This is a genomic window from Vallitalea pronyensis, from assembly GCF_018141445.1.
GTDB classification, from domain to species: Bacteria; Bacillota; Clostridia; order Lachnospirales; family Vallitaleaceae; genus Vallitalea; species Vallitalea pronyensis.
Genome location: NZ_CP058649.1, coordinates 5,391,104 through 5,406,296, shown reverse-complemented (window position 1 = coordinate 5,406,296; position 15,193 = coordinate 5,391,104). Strand labels below are relative to the sequence as shown.

Genomic DNA, 15,193 nt, shown 5'->3' with positions numbered 1-15,193 from the left:
CCATGTGAACGATATAGCTTTAACAGTAATAACTCTAATTGTAACCGTAGTACTTGGTCTATGTTTACAGGAGAATAGAAACCTCAAAAATAATGAAAAAACATATGCAGAGATAGCGAAGATGAACAATGTATTACTAAGTGAACATTACAAGATTATTGAGTTTCTTAATTCTGCTATTGAAAGAGCCAATAAAGATGAAAACAAAAGATCAATTTAGGGAGGAGGATAAAGAATGAAATGCAATCATTGTGGTGCTGGAAATAGAGAACAAGGAAATTTCTGTACTAAGTGTGGAAAGAAGTTAAGAGAAACGTGTGAATGCTGGGTAAAAAAAGAGCCGTATAACTGTGGTAATGATACTTGTCCAGGTTATAGGCTCCATGCTCAATTAAAATAACTATGCATCTGGAAAAAGTGATTTTTTTATAACTTCAGAAGTTACATCAACAAATATATCTTTTATACCATCTGCTGTATATTTAGCCGATTTACCAACAAACTTTTTAAATCTAGACACAGCTAGTTTAGTTTTTGGTGTTGGGGATTCAACAAGTAAATCAGGAAGAGACTCGCAAAACTCTTGTTTTTCACTCTCGTTCAAGTTTTCATCATCATTAATCATTAATGTTGCTGATTCAAGAGCTGATTTAGTCCAAGGATAAGGGTTACCACAACCATGACAATAAGCTGGCACACTCGTCATTGGATCACTTAATTCTAAAGTACCCCAATCACTTTTATAATCACCAGGTATATAAGTATTGCAGTCTGGACATTGGACAATTGTAAGCGCACCGCATTTACTACAGTATTTTCGATGTGAAGATGATATTGACCTATAAGTACTAGTAATCAAATGGCCATTCATACAAATTTGGGCAAAATAATGAGTACCCATGATACACACCCCCTTTCGACACAATTATATCACAATATTCTGCATTATGACAAACATTAACTAAAAGATGCATTAGGAAGGAGGACAAGCTTTGTTATATGAAACATTTTGGGTTAAACAAGCTAAAGCTAGTGTAAGAATGATGGCCAGAAACCGCAAGGAAAAGCGTGGTAAGAAGAAAAAGGGGAGGGACAAGTAGTGATAGGGTATCATCGCGAAACATGGGGAATTCAAGTAAAAAAGAAAGATTTAGCAATCTGGAAAACTATTGCTTCAACCTCAAACATGGCATTACGGGATGAGTATTACAAGATCGCTTGTAAGAATTATAAACACGTTAGAATCATTGAATTGGATGATAGAGGGAAACAAATTAGACGACTGAAAGGAGTAAAATAAATGTTTAGCGGAGTAGTACATGAATATACATGTGGGTCCTGTGGTTTTAATGGATCATCTTTTACAGATTGGTGTCAATGTGAGAACTGCGGAAAGAGAGTTGATTGTACAAAATTTGAAGCTATTGAAGTAACTGACAAAGATAAGGGAGAATCCAATGGAAACTAATCCTATATGGTATTTAATATTTTGGTGTGTTTGGATTGGGATAGGTATTGAGTTTATCGTTGCATTTATAGTACTTGGTATTAAGTACATAGTCAGGAGGAAACGGAATGAAAGAACTAAAGCCACTAGATATTTTGCAACGCATAATGGACAAGTACTTTACAAACGAATTAACAGAAAAAGAAGCAGTTAGTAAGGTTGCAGAACTAAAGAAAAAAATAAAAAAAGCACCCATAATAGAGTGCAAATGAAATAAAAGTTAATTAGATAATACCATATATTTTTATCAAATACAAGAAGCTTAAGAGGTGATATTTTGGCAGAAAGAAGAATGTTTGCAAAAACAATAATAGATAGTGACGCATTCCTAGATATGCCATTAAGTACGCAGGCATTATACTTTCATTTATCAATGAGGGCAGATGATGATGGATTCTTGAATAATCCATTAAAAATAATGCGTGTAATAGGTTGTAACAAGAACGATTTTGACCTTTTAGTGGGTAAGAAATTTATAATAACGTTTGATAAAGGTGTGATCGTTATTAAGCACTGGAAAATACATAATTATATCAGGAAAGATAGGTATAAGGAGACTATTCATAAAGAAGAAAAGAGCTTACTTGCAGAGAAAGAAAATGGTTCATATACCTTGATGTCAACCATTGGTATACCACTTAGTAACCAAGCTGACACACAAATGGAAACCCAGTATAGGTTAGGTAAGGATAGGTTAGGTAAGGATAGGTTAGAGGTAGTAGTAGATATAGAGGAACAAGAACAAAATGAACTCAAAAAAGTTGTCAAGTCTTACCAAGATAATCTTGGAATGATTAACCCAATTATCTATGAAAAGCTAATTGACTATTTAAAAGACGTGCCATGTGAAGTAATTATTGCCGCAATAGAAGAAAGCGTGTTAAACAACAAGAAGAATTTCAACTATCTATCAGCAATACTAAATAATTGGATATCTAAAGATGTTAAATGCTTACAGGATGTTAGAAATATCAAGGATGAATTTAAAAACAAAAAAGCATCCGTTAAGCCCAATGAAAATAAGCAGACAAAGCAATCTGGATTTATTAATTATAAGCAGAGAACTCATGATTTTGACGATTTAGAACGCAAAATTATTGAGAACCAGAAAAAAGTGTAAAAAACAAACGGAGGATAAATAATGAATAAGGTACTAGAATCAAATAAACACCTGTTAGAAAGATACAGATTTATTTGCAGAGGTAAGGGGCTGACAAATAAGTCAATCGAAGCAATATGTAATCAAGATTTAAAAATATACCTAAGATGGTTAGGAGAAAGAGACGCATTATCAGTAACACATTTAGGTATACAAGACTTTTTAATGTATTGCACAATCAAAAGAAAGAATGGGGATCAGGCATTAAACAGGAAGCACACAAATTTAAACATGTTTTACAAGAGGCTAATAGTTCAGATGGATTTAGATATCAAAAACCCAGTCGAAAAAGTAGATAAGCCAAAAGTAAGGAAGAAAGTAAAATCATATTTAAAAATGTGTGAATACAATCAGATGATAAATTTTCTAGAAGAAGAAAGCAATTATAGGGGACTGGCATTGTGCTCTATGATGTATTCATCAGGGTGTAGACTTGCCGAGATTCACCAATTAAACAGAAACTCATTAGATCATTCCGCGAGACGGTTTGTGGTTACAGGTAAAGGACAAAAACAGAGACAATGTATATTCTCGCAGGACGCTTCAAATAAAGTAATTGCTTACATAGGCACTAGAAAAGATGATAATGAAGCATTATTTGTTACAAGCAAAGCGAACAGGTTATCTGAGAAAGGTATACAAGATTATGTGAAGAGATTAGGCAGGAGGGCAGGGGTTGAACAGAACGTTCATCCTCACCTTTTCAGACATGGTAGAGCTATGCAGTTGTTGAAGGGCGGTGCTAGTCTCGAAACAATACAACGAGTATTAGGACATGAAAGTATAGCCACTACTCAGATATACGCTCATATGGACTATGATTCAGTTCAAAATGCAGTTGACCAAATAGATAATAAGAAAGCGGTTATTCAATTAGCCGCTTAGAAGAATAGGAGGATAAGATGCATAAGTTAGATGAGCAAAACAAACATTGCAGTAACTGTGCACTATATGTTGAGACTGGATGCATCGCACTAGCTAAAAGATGTAATCCATGTTGGGCTAAGTGTTCAAACAAAAAGGATTTAAAAAAGAGATTCTCAGGAATGATTAAATATAGCAAGGATATGGACACTATAGCAAGAGTCAAAAAACAGTACGAGAATTGCTTAAGAAGGCTAGAAAAAATTAAGTATGGTCGCAAAAACTAAGTTTAGTATGGATAGAAGGTGAGACATTGAAAATAGGACTGATTGATTATGATGGTAAAATACCTAATCTTGCATTAATGAAATTGAGTACATACTATAAGCAACAAGGGCATGAAGTATATTTAAATATTTTTGATAGGCATGTAGATAAAGTATTTTGTAGTGTATTGTTCACATGGAATCGCAGAAGAGCTGAGAGGTTAAAAGATGTTTATAAAGATATTACTTTCGGTGGTACTGGATGGGACATAAAAACAGTTCTTCCACAAGAGATGGAACATTGTAAGCCAGATTATGATCTATATACAGCAGACTTCTTATATAGCCGCATAAGAGGCGTTATGAAAAAAAGAAGTAAGCATAAAAAAGCTGAACAGTTAGCTAATATGGGAGTTGGCTTTACAAGCAGAGGGTGTATAAGAAAGTGTGAATTTTGTTATGTACCAGAAAAAGAGGGCAAGTTGTATCAAGTAGCTGAGATAAAAGACATTATCAATCCGAGATCAAATATAATAACTCTTCTGGATAATAACTTTACAGCTGACCCACACATGATTAAAAAATGCGAAGAAATCAAACAGAGGAACCTAATAGTTAACTTATCACAGGGTATTGATGTAAGAGTTATGACCCACGAAAAAGCCGCGGCATTAGCAAGTGTTAAGCATTTACGGTCCATCCATTATGCTTGGGACCTAATCAGTTTTGAAAACTCAATTTTAAGAGGTATACAGGTTTTATCAGAACATATTAAGACCTATAGACACATGTGTTATATGCTGGTGGGTTACGACACAACATTTTATGAAGACTTGTATCGCTTTGAGAAATTAAGAGAATTAAAAGTGGACCCATATGTAATGGTCTATAACAAACGTAAAGACAACTTGCAATTAAATCACTTTGCTAGATGGGTTAATGCAAGAATATATAAGGCTTGCGATTTTTATGATTATGGACCATGGGTAAAAGATCAAGAGCGTTTCTATGAACAAGAAGCGATTGACGGACAATTCGAGCTGATACTATAGGGACAAAATATTAGTTTTGTAAAATAAAAAACTTAGGAGGATGAAAGATGAATTTAGAAAATAGTATTAAGGACGTAATCACTAAGAAGTTAGAGGATGGAACAATAGAACAATTGGTATCAGAACAACTTGAAAAAGGTGTTGTCAATGCATTAGACAATTTATTCAGATCATATGGAGATGTAACTAAAACCATTGAAGAAAAAGTTAAATCGGTAATGGTGCCATACCTTGAATCATATGATTACTCGAATTACATAGCAAAATTAGATAACGTATTGGTCGAGGTACTAAAGAATTCAGCACTTGACAATAAGAAACTACTAACCAACTTCAAAGACCTAATGACAGGTAGTGAAGATAAAACAATTAAAATGTCTAGTCTATGGGAAAAGTGGAAGGACTTTGTTGCTAACAATGTGAATACTGATGACCTGGGAGTAGATTATGATGATGATGTAAGTTATGAGATGGTAGACGTTTCATTCGATATTGAGTACGACACTGATAGAAATTGGAGTTCTTTTGAGCATGCTACATTGGTGTTTGAGTGCGACCAAGACGAAGAAATGAACTTTACCATCAAGCTACATAGATTCTCAGAATTTAGAAAAGGTGGATGGACAATTGATTACAATACTGCTCCAAACATTAAAACATTAAGACACTTAAATAGTTTTGAGATACTAATGATGAAATTGAATCAAGCGTATACGAAATTGGAAATTGATATGGAATGCGATAATGATGAGGTTCAACCAGAAGCAGTGCCAGAAGCATCATTCAGCTAGATAAAAGATTGACTTTGTCTAGGGGAATAGAGGTGAAAAATTGACGAGAATAGTTAAGTATCTTGAACAATTAGGGCATACCATTAGATACAAAGAAAGTCAGACATGGAGTGGTAAAAAAGGTTGGTACAATGATGGAACTTTTACATATGACATATATACTGTTTCAAAAGACAGCATATCCTTTTTTATCTATCATAAATCAAGTGGTAGACCTCGATACATGATGACAAGGAATAAATATGATCCAGTACTGGACAGCGAGATAATAGCCTATAGTCAAAAGGATTTTATAGATTATTTTCAGCTAAAGACAAATAATTAATTTTGTATAGGGAGGATGATAAGATGAGCAAATTTGATAATAAATGGTGTGTAAGTGGAGATAAAGAACATTTTGATGCAGCTTTTGACACCAAAGAAGAAGCTATACAAGAAGGTAAAGCATTAGAATACGACACTATATATATTGGGAAATGCGTTGATGATTTTGCACCACATATAGACGCTGATGACGTAATAGAAAGGTTACAATGCGAAGCTTGTGACGTTGGTGGCGAATATGGTGAATCGTATCTTGAAGACGTAACCAAAGAACAAGAAGAGGAATTGGAAGAACAATTAAATGATGTACTTAGTGAATGGTTAACCAAATATAAACATGAAGTTAATTTCTATAGTGTGGAGAATGTAGAGAGAATTCAGGGATGATAGTTAATTTTGCGAAGGAGGATAAAGAGCATGGACATAACAAGTTTACAACGAGCTAGAGCAATCATAGATACCGTTGGTGAGCCACATCAAGCCTTAGTAATCTATAAGCTTAGGTCATTGACCTATAATTCGACAAATAATGAAGAACACAGAAAAGCGAAAAATGTCATTGCTAATATGGAAAAAGAATACGCACTTAATGTTGCTAACGTATTAATCAAAGATAAATTTGATCAGATACCAGACTATTTGAAAGAGTAGTCAGAAATATTGTGTTTAGTATTGACTAATAAGAATGGAGGTATTTAAATGTGTGAGTGCATAAAAAAGCGTATTGAAAAAATGAAAAATAATCAAGAATTACTAAAAGGGACGAAAAACTGGAAAGAAATAAGCCCTATGTTTAAACATACAACAGAGTTTCCGTTTGTATCACCATTAAACATACCTGTGGTTATAAATGGCATTAATTCTAAGGGAAACAAGGCAAAGAAAGAATTGTATTATCACTGCTCATTCTGTCCATTTTGCGGTGAACAATGGAACGAGCCAGATAAAGTATGAGTCAAGGGAAAAGCTTGGTTTAGTCATGATTAAAGATTTGGAGGTTACAAAATGACTAGATACAACAAAGAAATAAACAAATGCACTTTAAGGTCAGATAGATTTCAAGAGTTGAAAGAATGGTTGCATAGTAGAGGGATAAAAAAATGTTCTACTAAGTGGAGCATGGGAGAAGCAATCAAGAAATACTGCAACGGTGTAAGAGTACTGAACCCGATGTTGGTAGAAAGTGAGGATGAAGAATGAAAGAACGACCTATATTGTTTAACACAGATATGGTAAAAGCAATCCTTGAAGGTAGGAAAACGCAGACCAGAAGAGTTATAAAAGGTGTCAACAGAATGGATTTTTTAGGGCAAATAGTTGAAAGTACTGATAGAACACATAAAAATGCAGCTGCTTTTGGGTTTGGAAGCTTTGGAAATATAGTAGATGCTGAAATTGAAAGGTACATCAAGATACCATGTTTTGAAAATGACATTCTTTATGTCAGAGAAACATGGAAGAAGTATCAAAAAATGGTAGGTCAAGGCAATAAATGTTACTTAAAAGAATTTTATGGGTATAAATCAGATGAAGACAATCCCAATAATCCCAGTGAATTCTATGACGGAAACTGGATACCATCTATACATATGCCAAAACAAGTGGCTAGAATTTTCCTAAAGGTTACAAATGTTAGAGTTGAGAGGTTGCAGGATATCACGGCTCATGAATGTGTACTTGAGGGTATTGACGCAGGAAATATATTAAAGAATGCACCTGATAATAAGTTCGCTGAATATGCCAAGAAAGAGTTTGAGAAAACATGGGATTCTATTTATAAGAATTGGAACGAAAACCCATGGGTATGGGTAATAGAGTTTGAACGAGTAGAAAGAGAGGTTAAATGACATGTATAACATAATACATACCGCTATCATGGAGAAACCAACAAATATATATTTTAAAGTTATGTTTATGCAAGATTTAAAATGGCATGAGGTTATTAGGTATAGATTGATGCTTATATTACCAATACCTAAGAAAAGCAGATACAAGTTATAAATCAAGGGTAAAGAACTATTTAGTAAGGATGTGAAACCATTATAGTACATAAGGAAAGAGGGGTGTATGGGATGAAACTAAAACAACTAGAACAATTCAGAAATCAAGCAAATGAAATAAAGATGCTTGAGCGTAGAATACAGAAGTTAGAACAGGACGTAAGCGATTGTGTTGCCGACACAGTCAAAGCATCATCAAAGCATTTTCCATACATACAACATACTGTTCGCATAGTGGGTGTTGATGCTATCAAGATAGACAAGATCAATAGAATCAAAGAGAGACTTAACAAGCGCAAAGCAAAGCTGATAAATGAAATGGAGAAAGTAGAAACATTTATTGACTCATTGGATGATAGCGTTGTAAGACAGATAGTAACATTAAGATACGTTGAAGGCTTAGAGTGGAATAGTGTAGCTAGACAGGTATATAGATTCCCTAATGGAGATACAGCAAGGAAGAAAGTCAAAAGGTTTTTTGAAGCAATATAAAGTTGTCCGTTTTGTCCGTTAAATCTGTGTTAATATGATATTAGTTAATAGTATATCTAAATCCTCCTCAAAAAAGCTCTTTTGGTTATTTGAACCAAGGGAGCTTTTGTTAATGGTCAATGTGGGAATGAATACATCAAGTGTATGTCAAGTGGGTGGGTGACAAGGTGTATCGAAGAAACGATTACAAATTGAAAGGGGATGGTTGCACATGAAGGAGGTGAAGTTAATGGCAGTATATCATAAAAAAAAAGACCAGCAAATCCCATAAAGGACATTAAGCATGTACATGATGTTCAAGAATATCTTAAAGCCAATGGAGAGAACGGGGAAAGGAATCATGTTCTTTTTGTACTAGGCATTAGTACAGGCTATAGAGCTGGGGACTTAATCCAGTTAAAGGTTAGGGATGTCAAGCGTGCCTTAAGGATGGGTTACTTTGAAATCCTTGAAGGTAAAAAAAGAAATGCCTACAACATAAGAGAGCAAAATATCAAGCCTAGAGAGGTGAATATACCTAGAAAGCTAGACCAGATACTAAGGACATATATCAACAACAAGAATAGTTACGATTATATGTTTAAGTCAAGGAAGGGTATGGAACCAATACAGGTGTCACAAGTAAGTCGCATATTACGGGATGCAGGCTTATATTTTGGACTTAAGAACATAACAGCCCATAGCATGCGAAAAACATATGCATATCGGATTTATGTGAACAGCGATTATGACATTATGGTCGTAAAAGAAATGTTGGGACATTCATCCATAGAAGAAACAAAGCGTTACATCGGATTAGATAGGGAACTATATGCCAAGTACTCAGATACACTGAATGACATGATAGTTCTTTAATTTTTTAGGGTATCAATGTTTTATTTTTGGGATGGTGTACATTCAATTGTAAAAATCAAGGACATATAGAAGTAGTTAAAAAATAAAACGAATGTTTGGTTTGCTAGGGAAATAGAACATTCAAACAGGTAAAACCCGTACATTAAGGCAGAATAAAGCTATTAATGTTCGGATTTTTTATTAAGAAAAAGGAGTGATTAAAACCATGTCTAACAAAGAAGTATTAGAGAAACAAATAGACACATTACAACGGCTACAAGAAAAATGTGTAGATAGAAATGATTGCATAGGAGCCTTGGAGCTAAGTAAAGTTATAGTTAATATCGTAACATATCTAACAAACCATCCTTTGGCTGGTAAATAAATCATGGCTAAAGAATGGGCTAAGGCATTTTATAATAGCAAAGCGTGGGAAGAATGTAGGGTGGCTTACATTCAATCGTGTCACGGGCTATGTGAAAGGTGTCACGATGTTGGTTACATCCTTCACCATAAAACACATCTTACACCAAACAACATAAACGATCCGTATGTGACGTTGGGATGGGAAAACCTAGAGTACCTTTGTAAGAAGTGCCATGACCACGAACATAACTTCGGAAGAAAGAAAACACAGTCGACAAAGGATGGATATATATTCAATGACAAAGGTGAGCTGGTCCCTATACCCCCCCATTAAAAACCCAATAATTGTAAATCTTTAAGACCGAGGGGGAACTTTAATTTTCCTCCACACCAAAATCCCAAAAAGAGAGGGGGTAAAAAAATGACGATATCCGAACAATTAGAAAAAGAAAAAGCAATTACCAAAGAAAAAAACAAAATTAAGAAATTGTACAAGGATTTTCCAAAAGAAAAGGTCAAGGTCCTTGAAGGATTAATAAATGAGTCAGCCTTTATGAAAGTATCCATAGAAGAGTTAAGAGTGGACCTCATCAAAGAGGGGCTTTCGGAAATATTCAAGCAAGGAAAGCAGGAATTTAAGAGAGAACATCCCCAGGTTAGGACATACGTAACCTTTTTAAAACAATATTCCGCTGTCATGAAGCAACTTATTGATCTATTGCCTCCAGAACTTAAAAAAGAGGAAACAGATGCTCTTATGGAGTTCATTAAGAGGGGGCAGATTAAAAAATGACTTTCATAGAGGAATACTACAACGAAATAATGGCTGGGAACATCGTTGCTTGTAAAAGAATCAAACAGGTATATACCATATTGATGGATAAACTGTATAACAGAAAAGACAATTGGGTATTTGATTTAGAATTAGCCAACAGACCTATAGAGTTTATCGAATCCTTTTGCAAACAAGCCCAAGGACAATTAGGAGCCAGTCTTGAATTGATGTTGTTTCAAAAAGCCAAGCACCAAGCAGTGTGGGGCTTTGTAGATGAAAAAACAAATCTTCGACAATATCAGGAAGTACTAGATATTAGAGGACGAAAGAATGGAAAGACAACAGAGTTAGCATCAGATGAGTTGTACATGCTTGTTGGTGATGGAGAAGGTTCCCCCGAAGTTTATAATATTGCTACAAAGCTAGACCAAGCAAAGAAGGGTTTTAACGAATGTTATAAAATGGTCCAACAATCACCGGACCTTAACAAACATCTAAAAAAAAGAAAGTCCGATATATACTTTCATGCTAACTATGGATTTATACAAGCACTGGCAAGTAATTCCAATGGACTAGATGGACTTAATAGTCATATGGTTACCATCGATGAATTGGCAGCCATAAAAAACAGAGATATATACGATTTAATGAAACAGTCCATGGGAAGCAGAAGACAACCATTATTAAATTGCATTACAACAAATGGGTTCGTAAGGAACTCTATTTTTGATTCTCAGTACGAGTATGCTTGTAAAGTGCTTGACGGAAAAATTAAAGATGATCGATTCATACCATTTATTTATGAACTAGATGACAGGGACGAATGGGATCAAGAAGGTTGCTGGATAAAAGCTAATCCAGGTCTAGGTGTTATCAAGAAGGTTGGCTTTCTTAGGGATTGCGTTAAAAAAGCAAAAGGTGATCTAGCGTTTAAAGCTACCGTCATGGTAAAAGACTTCAACATGGTCGAAAATTCTGCCAGCGCATGGTTAAGATGGGATGAGCTTAATAATGAAAAAACCTTTAACCTAAGCGAAATGGGCTTCAAATATGGTATAGGCTGTTTTGATTTAGCAGAAACCACGGACCTAGCATCTGCAAAAGTAATATGCATGCGTCCTGATGATGATACTATTTATGTGATGCAAATGTATTTCATTCCTCGTACAAAAGTTAATGAGGAAGACGAAAGAAACGATGAGGACCAAGTACCCTATAAGTTATGGGAAAAACAAGGGCTTATAAAAATATGTGAAGGTAATAAGGTTGACAAATATCATATGTTGGAGTGGTTTAAAGAATTAAGGAATGAGCATGACATATATTTACCTTGGATTGGTTATGATCCATGGCACGTTGACGATAGCTTAAGGATGAGCTATGAAAATGAATTTGGAAAAGCGGCCATGATACCTGTAAGACAAGGTGTTAAGACTTTATCCTTTCCCATGAAAGAGTTAAAGGCCGATATGATTGCCAACCGTATTGTTTATAACAATAATCCAATTGACAAATGGTGCTTTTCTAATACTGAAATAAGAACGGATATCAATGGGGGGATTCAACCCATCAAAGGGCAAGACAGTCGAAAAAGAATCGATGGTTGTGTGTCATTGATAATTGGCTATGTCGTCTTATTAGATAAAGAGCAAGATTACCTAAATATGATTTAAGGAGGTGATGTATTGGGATGGTTTAGCAAAAAAGCAAAAATTGAAGATACAGGGTATAAATTTGAACTCATAACCGAGCGTGGTAATGGGTTTTATTCATGGAATGGCAATTTATATCAATCTGACATTATCCGTTCGTGCATTAGACCACAATCAAGAGCCGTTGGGAAGTTATTAGCAAAGCATATACGAAATGCTAAAGAGGGAATAAAAATAAACCCTGAACCGTATATGCGTTTTTTATTGGAAGAACCCAATCCACATATGACAGGGCAAATGCTACAAGAAAAAGTTGCAACACAATTAGCACTTAATAACAATGCGTTTATTCTAATTGTGAGAGATGACTTTGGATACCCATACCAGCTATACCCTATTACACCAACAGGCGTAGAAGTCATTTATAACAAGAACGGGGAAATGCTGTTAAAGTTTACACTGATTAATGGCAAAACGAAAACATTTGCTTACTCAGACATCATTCACTTAAGGCAGGATTTTAATGAAAATGATATTTTTGGTGACAGTCCATCAAAAGTATTAACATCCTTGATGGAAGTCGTTACTGCAACAGACCAAGGCATTGTTAAGGCAATTAAAAGCAGTAATGTGATTAAATGGCTGTTAAAGTTCAAGCAAGTTTTGAAACCTGATGATATTAAAGAGAATGTCAAAAATTTCGTTGATAATTACTTATCAATTGATAGTGAAACGGGTGGAGCAGCAGCAGCAGACGCAAAGTATGACATTGAACAGGTAAAACCTGAATCATATGTACCAAATGCAGCTCAAATGGATAGAACCACAGCACGTATATATAACTTCTTTAACACCAATGAGAAGATTGTACAGTCAAAATATACCGAGGACGAGTGGAATGCTTACTATGAAGCTGTTATTGAACCAATAGCAACACAAATGAGTGGTGAATATTCCAGACGCCTATTTACCAGGAAGGAACGAGGGTTTGGCAACAAAATTATTTTTGAAGCTTCAAGCTTGCAATATGCTTCTATGTCCACAAAGTTAAATCTTTTACAGATGGTGGATAGAGGAGCAATGACACCCAACGAATGGCGATATGTGATGAATATGGGACCTATAGAAAACGGTGACAAGCCAGTAAGAAGACTTGATACTGCTGTAGTTACGGAAGGAGGTGAGGAAAATAGCGAAAGTGAAGATTAAAGGAGTCATAGTTGCCAATGATCAAAAATGGATTTATGAATGGTTCGATATGGAAGCTACTAGCCCTAATGATGTGGGTCTTGTCATTGATGAAGCTAATGGCGAGGATTTAGAAGTAGAAATAAATAGCGGCGGTGGTTCTGTATACGCTGGATCAGAAATCTATACAGCATTAAAAGATTATAAAGGCAACATTACAGTTAAAATTGTTGGTATAGCAGCAAGCGCAGCGAGTGTTATTGCTATGGCAGGAGATAGTGTACAAATCTCACCAACAGCTCAGATTATGATTCACAACGTATCATCTATTGCAAGAGGGGATTATAGAGACCTGCAACATGAAGCTGATGTGATAAGAAATTATAACAAATCCATTGCTAATGCTTACATGTTAAAAACAGGTATGTCTCAGGAAGAACTGCTTGACTTAATGGATAAAGAAACATGGTTAAACGCACAACAAGCAAAAGAATTAGAGTTTGTAAATGAAATCATGTTTGACGATGGCAATCAGTTAGTAGCATGTACCAATGTAAACAATAGTTTCATGTTGCCAATGGAAGTGGTCAATAAAATCAGAAATGTGATTAAACAACCGTCAAACGATGGGGTTAAGATCAAGAAAGACAACACAGACATTGACATATGTCAGGCAAAATTAAATCTATTAAAATTGAAAGGGGACATGGTCCATGAATAAGAAAGAGTATCTACAAAAGAGAAATGCACTACTAACAGAGGCAGAAAACTTATTGAATGAAGGTGATGTTGAGAAGTTCAATGAGAAAAAAGCAGAGATTGAAGCACTTGATAACCAGTTTGATAAGATAGCAAAGGCACAAGCCAATATGAATGCCTTAAAAGATGGTGCAAAAGCAGCTATGAAACCAGAGGGTAACCTAGACAATCAAGTACCCGACTATGAGGATGTATACAACAGCAAAGAATATAGAGTAGCATTCATGAACTACTGTAAGACAGGTATTATGGATGACAAGTTCCAAAACGCAGACACCTATACCAGTACAACCGATGCAGGTGCCTTAGTGCCTACAACCATCATGGAAGAAATCATCAAAAAGATGGAATCCTATGGACATATATTCAACAGAGTTAGAAAATCAAACATTAAAGGTGGCGTGGAAGTACCTATACTTACTTTGAAGCCAGCGGCTAACTGGATAGGAGAAAGTTCAACATCCGATAGACAAAAAGTGGAAGCGAATACCAAAGTTTCATTTAGCTACCATGGTCTAGAATGTAAAGTTGCTATATCCTTACTTGCTGACATTACCACTTTATCAATATTTGAAACAACCATTACACAACTCATCGTGGAAGCTATGATAAAAGCTTTAGATATAGCAATTATTAAAGGTACTGGTACAGGACAACCTAAAGGTATTACAGTTGATACGAGAATACCAGCAGGGAACATTATCACACTATCAGCCGCTGACTTTGTCACATGGGAAGGATGGAAGAAAAAAGTCTTTGCAAAGATTCCACTTGCCTATAGAGCAGGAGGTTCATTCATTATGGCAGCGGGAACATTTGAGGGGTACATAGATGGCATGGTAGATGCTAATGGTCAACCCATTGGAAGAATCAATTATGGCATCTCCAATGGTCCACAGGAAAGATTTGGTGGTAGAGAAGTGGTGTTAGTGGAAGATGATGTTATAACTCCGTATGAATCAGCGGCTACAAATGATATCGTGACAGTATTCTGCAAGCTAAGCGACTACGACATCAACTCCAACATGCAAATGACCATGTATAGATGGCTCGATCATGACACCAATCAATGGGTGGACAAAGCTATTCTAATTGCTGATGGTAAGATATTAGACCCTAATGGTGTAATTATCGTCAAAAAGGGAGTTTAATCATTAAGGGAGT

At 35.3% G+C, this 15,193-nt stretch carries 26 protein-coding genes; 25 read left to right on the top strand and 1 reads right to left on the bottom strand.

Going from position 1 to position 15,193, the window contains the following annotated elements; all coding sequences use genetic code 11:
* Window positions 1-4 precede the first annotated feature (4 nt).
* Window positions 5-220 carry a hypothetical protein gene (locus HZI73_RS22525; RefSeq protein ID WP_212695601.1) on the top strand — a complete coding sequence of 72 codons (216 nt, stop codon included), beginning with the start codon at window positions 5-7 and terminating at the stop codon, window positions 218-220.
* Window positions 221-235: 15 nt separating this feature from the next.
* Window positions 236-400 (top strand): hypothetical protein, encoded by a 165-nt coding sequence (locus HZI73_RS22520; RefSeq protein WP_212695600.1) that lies wholly within the window; start codon window positions 236-238, stop codon window positions 398-400.
* On the opposite strand, the gene HZI73_RS22515 is transcribed toward HZI73_RS22520, so the two are convergent.
* Entirely contained in the window at window positions 401-901 is a 501-nt protein-coding gene (locus HZI73_RS22515; protein WP_212695599.1) for a DUF2321 domain-containing protein, read from the bottom strand. It abuts the gene before it with no gap.
* A gap of 198 nt (window positions 902-1,099) precedes the next feature.
* Between HZI73_RS22515 and HZI73_RS22510 the strand changes: the two genes are divergently transcribed.
* From HZI73_RS22510 to HZI73_RS22405, 23 genes are all read left to right on the top strand, one after another.
* The gene (locus HZI73_RS22510; RefSeq protein ID WP_212695598.1) at window positions 1,100-1,300 is read left to right on the top strand and encodes a hypothetical protein; all 201 of its coding nucleotides are present in this window, start codon (window positions 1,100-1,102) and stop codon (window positions 1,298-1,300) included.
* On the top strand, window positions 1,301-1,468 hold the full coding sequence (locus tag HZI73_RS22505; RefSeq protein ID WP_212695597.1) for a hypothetical protein: 168 nt from the start codon (window positions 1,301-1,303) through the stop codon (window positions 1,466-1,468).
* A gap of 107 nt (window positions 1,469-1,575) precedes the next feature.
* Window positions 1,576-1,719 carry a hypothetical protein gene (locus HZI73_RS22500; protein ID WP_212695596.1) on the top strand — a complete coding sequence of 48 codons (144 nt, stop codon included), beginning with the start codon at window positions 1,576-1,578 and terminating at the stop codon, window positions 1,717-1,719.
* A 65-nt stretch (window positions 1,720-1,784) separates the two neighbouring features.
* Window positions 1,785-2,627 (top strand): DnaD domain-containing protein, encoded by an 843-nt coding sequence (locus HZI73_RS22495; protein WP_212695595.1) that lies wholly within the window; start codon window positions 1,785-1,787, stop codon window positions 2,625-2,627.
* 21 nt (window positions 2,628-2,648) lie between these two features.
* Window positions 2,649-3,551 carry a tyrosine-type recombinase/integrase gene (locus HZI73_RS22490; RefSeq protein ID WP_212695594.1) on the top strand — a complete coding sequence of 301 codons (903 nt, stop codon included), beginning with the start codon at window positions 2,649-2,651 and terminating at the stop codon, window positions 3,549-3,551.
* 17 nt (window positions 3,552-3,568) lie between these two features.
* Entirely contained in the window at window positions 3,569-3,817 is a 249-nt protein-coding gene (locus HZI73_RS22485) for a hypothetical protein (protein ID WP_212695593.1), read from the top strand.
* A gap of 26 nt (window positions 3,818-3,843) precedes the next feature.
* Window positions 3,844-4,848, top strand: coding sequence for a radical SAM protein (locus tag HZI73_RS22480; RefSeq protein ID WP_212695592.1), 1,005 nt, complete (start codon window positions 3,844-3,846; stop codon window positions 4,846-4,848).
* A 47-nt stretch (window positions 4,849-4,895) separates the two neighbouring features.
* Window positions 4,896-5,639 carry a hypothetical protein gene (locus HZI73_RS22475; protein ID WP_212695591.1) on the top strand — a complete coding sequence of 248 codons (744 nt, stop codon included), beginning with the start codon at window positions 4,896-4,898 and terminating at the stop codon, window positions 5,637-5,639.
* A 40-nt stretch (window positions 5,640-5,679) separates the two neighbouring features.
* On the top strand, window positions 5,680-5,964 hold the full coding sequence (locus HZI73_RS22470) for a hypothetical protein (RefSeq protein ID WP_212695590.1): 285 nt from the start codon (window positions 5,680-5,682) through the stop codon (window positions 5,962-5,964).
* Window positions 5,965-5,987: 23 nt separating this feature from the next.
* Window positions 5,988-6,350 (top strand): hypothetical protein, encoded by a 363-nt coding sequence (locus tag HZI73_RS22465; RefSeq protein ID WP_212695589.1) that lies wholly within the window; start codon window positions 5,988-5,990, stop codon window positions 6,348-6,350.
* A gap of 30 nt (window positions 6,351-6,380) precedes the next feature.
* The gene (locus tag HZI73_RS22460) at window positions 6,381-6,614 is read left to right on the top strand and encodes a hypothetical protein (RefSeq protein WP_212695588.1); all 234 of its coding nucleotides are present in this window, start codon (window positions 6,381-6,383) and stop codon (window positions 6,612-6,614) included.
* Between the two features lie 48 nt (window positions 6,615-6,662).
* The gene (locus HZI73_RS22455; protein ID WP_212695587.1) at window positions 6,663-6,917 is read left to right on the top strand and encodes a hypothetical protein; all 255 of its coding nucleotides are present in this window, start codon (window positions 6,663-6,665) and stop codon (window positions 6,915-6,917) included.
* Between the two features lie 51 nt (window positions 6,918-6,968).
* Window positions 6,969-7,163, top strand: a complete 195-nt coding sequence (locus tag HZI73_RS22450) for a hypothetical protein (RefSeq protein ID WP_212695586.1) — start codon at window positions 6,969-6,971, stop codon at window positions 7,161-7,163.
* Complete coding sequence (locus tag HZI73_RS22445) at window positions 7,160-7,810, top strand: hypothetical protein (protein WP_212695585.1); 651 nt, start codon at window positions 7,160-7,162, stop codon at window positions 7,808-7,810. Before HZI73_RS22450 ends, HZI73_RS22445 begins: the two co-directional genes overlap by 4 nt.
* Before the next feature lie 225 nt (window positions 7,811-8,035).
* The gene (locus tag HZI73_RS22440) at window positions 8,036-8,455 is read left to right on the top strand and encodes a hypothetical protein (protein ID WP_212695584.1); all 420 of its coding nucleotides are present in this window, start codon (window positions 8,036-8,038) and stop codon (window positions 8,453-8,455) included.
* A 267-nt stretch (window positions 8,456-8,722) separates the two neighbouring features.
* Entirely contained in the window at window positions 8,723-9,310 is a 588-nt protein-coding gene (locus HZI73_RS22435) for a tyrosine-type recombinase/integrase (RefSeq protein WP_212698906.1), read from the top strand.
* Between the two features lie 205 nt (window positions 9,311-9,515).
* Complete coding sequence (locus HZI73_RS22430; RefSeq protein WP_212695583.1) at window positions 9,516-9,674, top strand: hypothetical protein; 159 nt, start codon at window positions 9,516-9,518, stop codon at window positions 9,672-9,674.
* 3 nt (window positions 9,675-9,677) lie between these two features.
* Window positions 9,678-9,989: an HNH endonuclease gene (locus tag HZI73_RS26895; RefSeq protein ID WP_408648277.1), complete on the top strand. Its 312-nt coding sequence runs from the start codon at window positions 9,678-9,680 to the stop codon at window positions 9,987-9,989.
* Window positions 9,990-10,076: 87 nt separating this feature from the next.
* Window positions 10,077-10,448 (top strand): hypothetical protein, encoded by a 372-nt coding sequence (locus tag HZI73_RS22425; protein WP_212695582.1) that lies wholly within the window; start codon window positions 10,077-10,079, stop codon window positions 10,446-10,448.
* Window positions 10,445-12,103, top strand: a complete 1,659-nt coding sequence (locus tag HZI73_RS22420; protein WP_212695581.1) for a terminase large subunit — start codon at window positions 10,445-10,447, stop codon at window positions 12,101-12,103. Before HZI73_RS22425 ends, HZI73_RS22420 begins: the two co-directional genes overlap by 4 nt.
* A gap of 12 nt (window positions 12,104-12,115) precedes the next feature.
* The gene (locus HZI73_RS22415; RefSeq protein WP_212695580.1) at window positions 12,116-13,291 is read left to right on the top strand and encodes a phage portal protein; all 1,176 of its coding nucleotides are present in this window, start codon (window positions 12,116-12,118) and stop codon (window positions 13,289-13,291) included.
* Window positions 13,281-13,991 (top strand): head maturation protease, ClpP-related, encoded by a 711-nt coding sequence (locus tag HZI73_RS22410; RefSeq protein ID WP_246552253.1) that lies wholly within the window; start codon window positions 13,281-13,283, stop codon window positions 13,989-13,991. The genes HZI73_RS22415 and HZI73_RS22410 overlap by 11 nt, the downstream gene beginning before the upstream one ends.
* The gene (locus HZI73_RS22405; RefSeq protein WP_212695579.1) at window positions 13,984-15,180 is read left to right on the top strand and encodes a phage major capsid protein; all 1,197 of its coding nucleotides are present in this window, start codon (window positions 13,984-13,986) and stop codon (window positions 15,178-15,180) included. Before HZI73_RS22410 ends, HZI73_RS22405 begins: the two co-directional genes overlap by 8 nt.
* The last annotated feature ends 13 nt before the right edge of the window (window positions 15,181-15,193 follow it).

Bases quoted from the DNA above. Each gene is read 5' to 3' on its own strand.
- HZI73_RS22520 (WP_212695600.1), top strand. From the start codon at position 236: ATGAAATGCAATCATTGTGGTGCTGGAAATAGAGAACAAGGAAATTTC.
- HZI73_RS22515 (WP_212695599.1), bottom strand. From the start codon at position 901: ATGGGTACTCATTATTTTGCCCAAATTTGTATGAATGGCCATTTGATT.
- HZI73_RS22505 (WP_212695597.1), top strand. From the start codon at position 1,301: ATGTTTAGCGGAGTAGTACATGAATATACATGTGGGTCCTGTGGTTTT.
- HZI73_RS22500 (WP_212695596.1), top strand. From the start codon at position 1,576: ATGAAAGAACTAAAGCCACTAGATATTTTGCAACGCATAATGGACAAG.
- HZI73_RS22490 (WP_212695594.1), top strand. From the start codon at position 2,649: ATGAATAAGGTACTAGAATCAAATAAACACCTGTTAGAAAGATACAGA.
- HZI73_RS22485 (WP_212695593.1), top strand. From the start codon at position 3,569: ATGCATAAGTTAGATGAGCAAAACAAACATTGCAGTAACTGTGCACTA.
- HZI73_RS22475 (WP_212695591.1), top strand. From the start codon at position 4,896: ATGAATTTAGAAAATAGTATTAAGGACGTAATCACTAAGAAGTTAGAG.
- HZI73_RS22465 (WP_212695589.1), top strand. From the start codon at position 5,988: ATGAGCAAATTTGATAATAAATGGTGTGTAAGTGGAGATAAAGAACAT.
- HZI73_RS22460 (WP_212695588.1), top strand. From the start codon at position 6,381: ATGGACATAACAAGTTTACAACGAGCTAGAGCAATCATAGATACCGTT.
- HZI73_RS22455 (WP_212695587.1), top strand. From the start codon at position 6,663: ATGTGTGAGTGCATAAAAAAGCGTATTGAAAAAATGAAAAATAATCAA.
- HZI73_RS22450 (WP_212695586.1), top strand. From the start codon at position 6,969: ATGACTAGATACAACAAAGAAATAAACAAATGCACTTTAAGGTCAGAT.
- HZI73_RS22445 (WP_212695585.1), top strand. From the start codon at position 7,160: ATGAAAGAACGACCTATATTGTTTAACACAGATATGGTAAAAGCAATC.
- HZI73_RS22440 (WP_212695584.1), top strand. From the start codon at position 8,036: ATGAAACTAAAACAACTAGAACAATTCAGAAATCAAGCAAATGAAATA.
- HZI73_RS22430 (WP_212695583.1), top strand. From the start codon at position 9,516: ATGTCTAACAAAGAAGTATTAGAGAAACAAATAGACACATTACAACGG.
- HZI73_RS26895 (WP_408648277.1), top strand. From the start codon at position 9,678: ATGGCTAAAGAATGGGCTAAGGCATTTTATAATAGCAAAGCGTGGGAA.
- HZI73_RS22425 (WP_212695582.1), top strand. From the start codon at position 10,077: ATGACGATATCCGAACAATTAGAAAAAGAAAAAGCAATTACCAAAGAA.
- HZI73_RS22420 (WP_212695581.1), top strand. From the start codon at position 10,445: ATGACTTTCATAGAGGAATACTACAACGAAATAATGGCTGGGAACATC.
- HZI73_RS22405 (WP_212695579.1), top strand. From the start codon at position 13,984: ATGAATAAGAAAGAGTATCTACAAAAGAGAAATGCACTACTAACAGAG.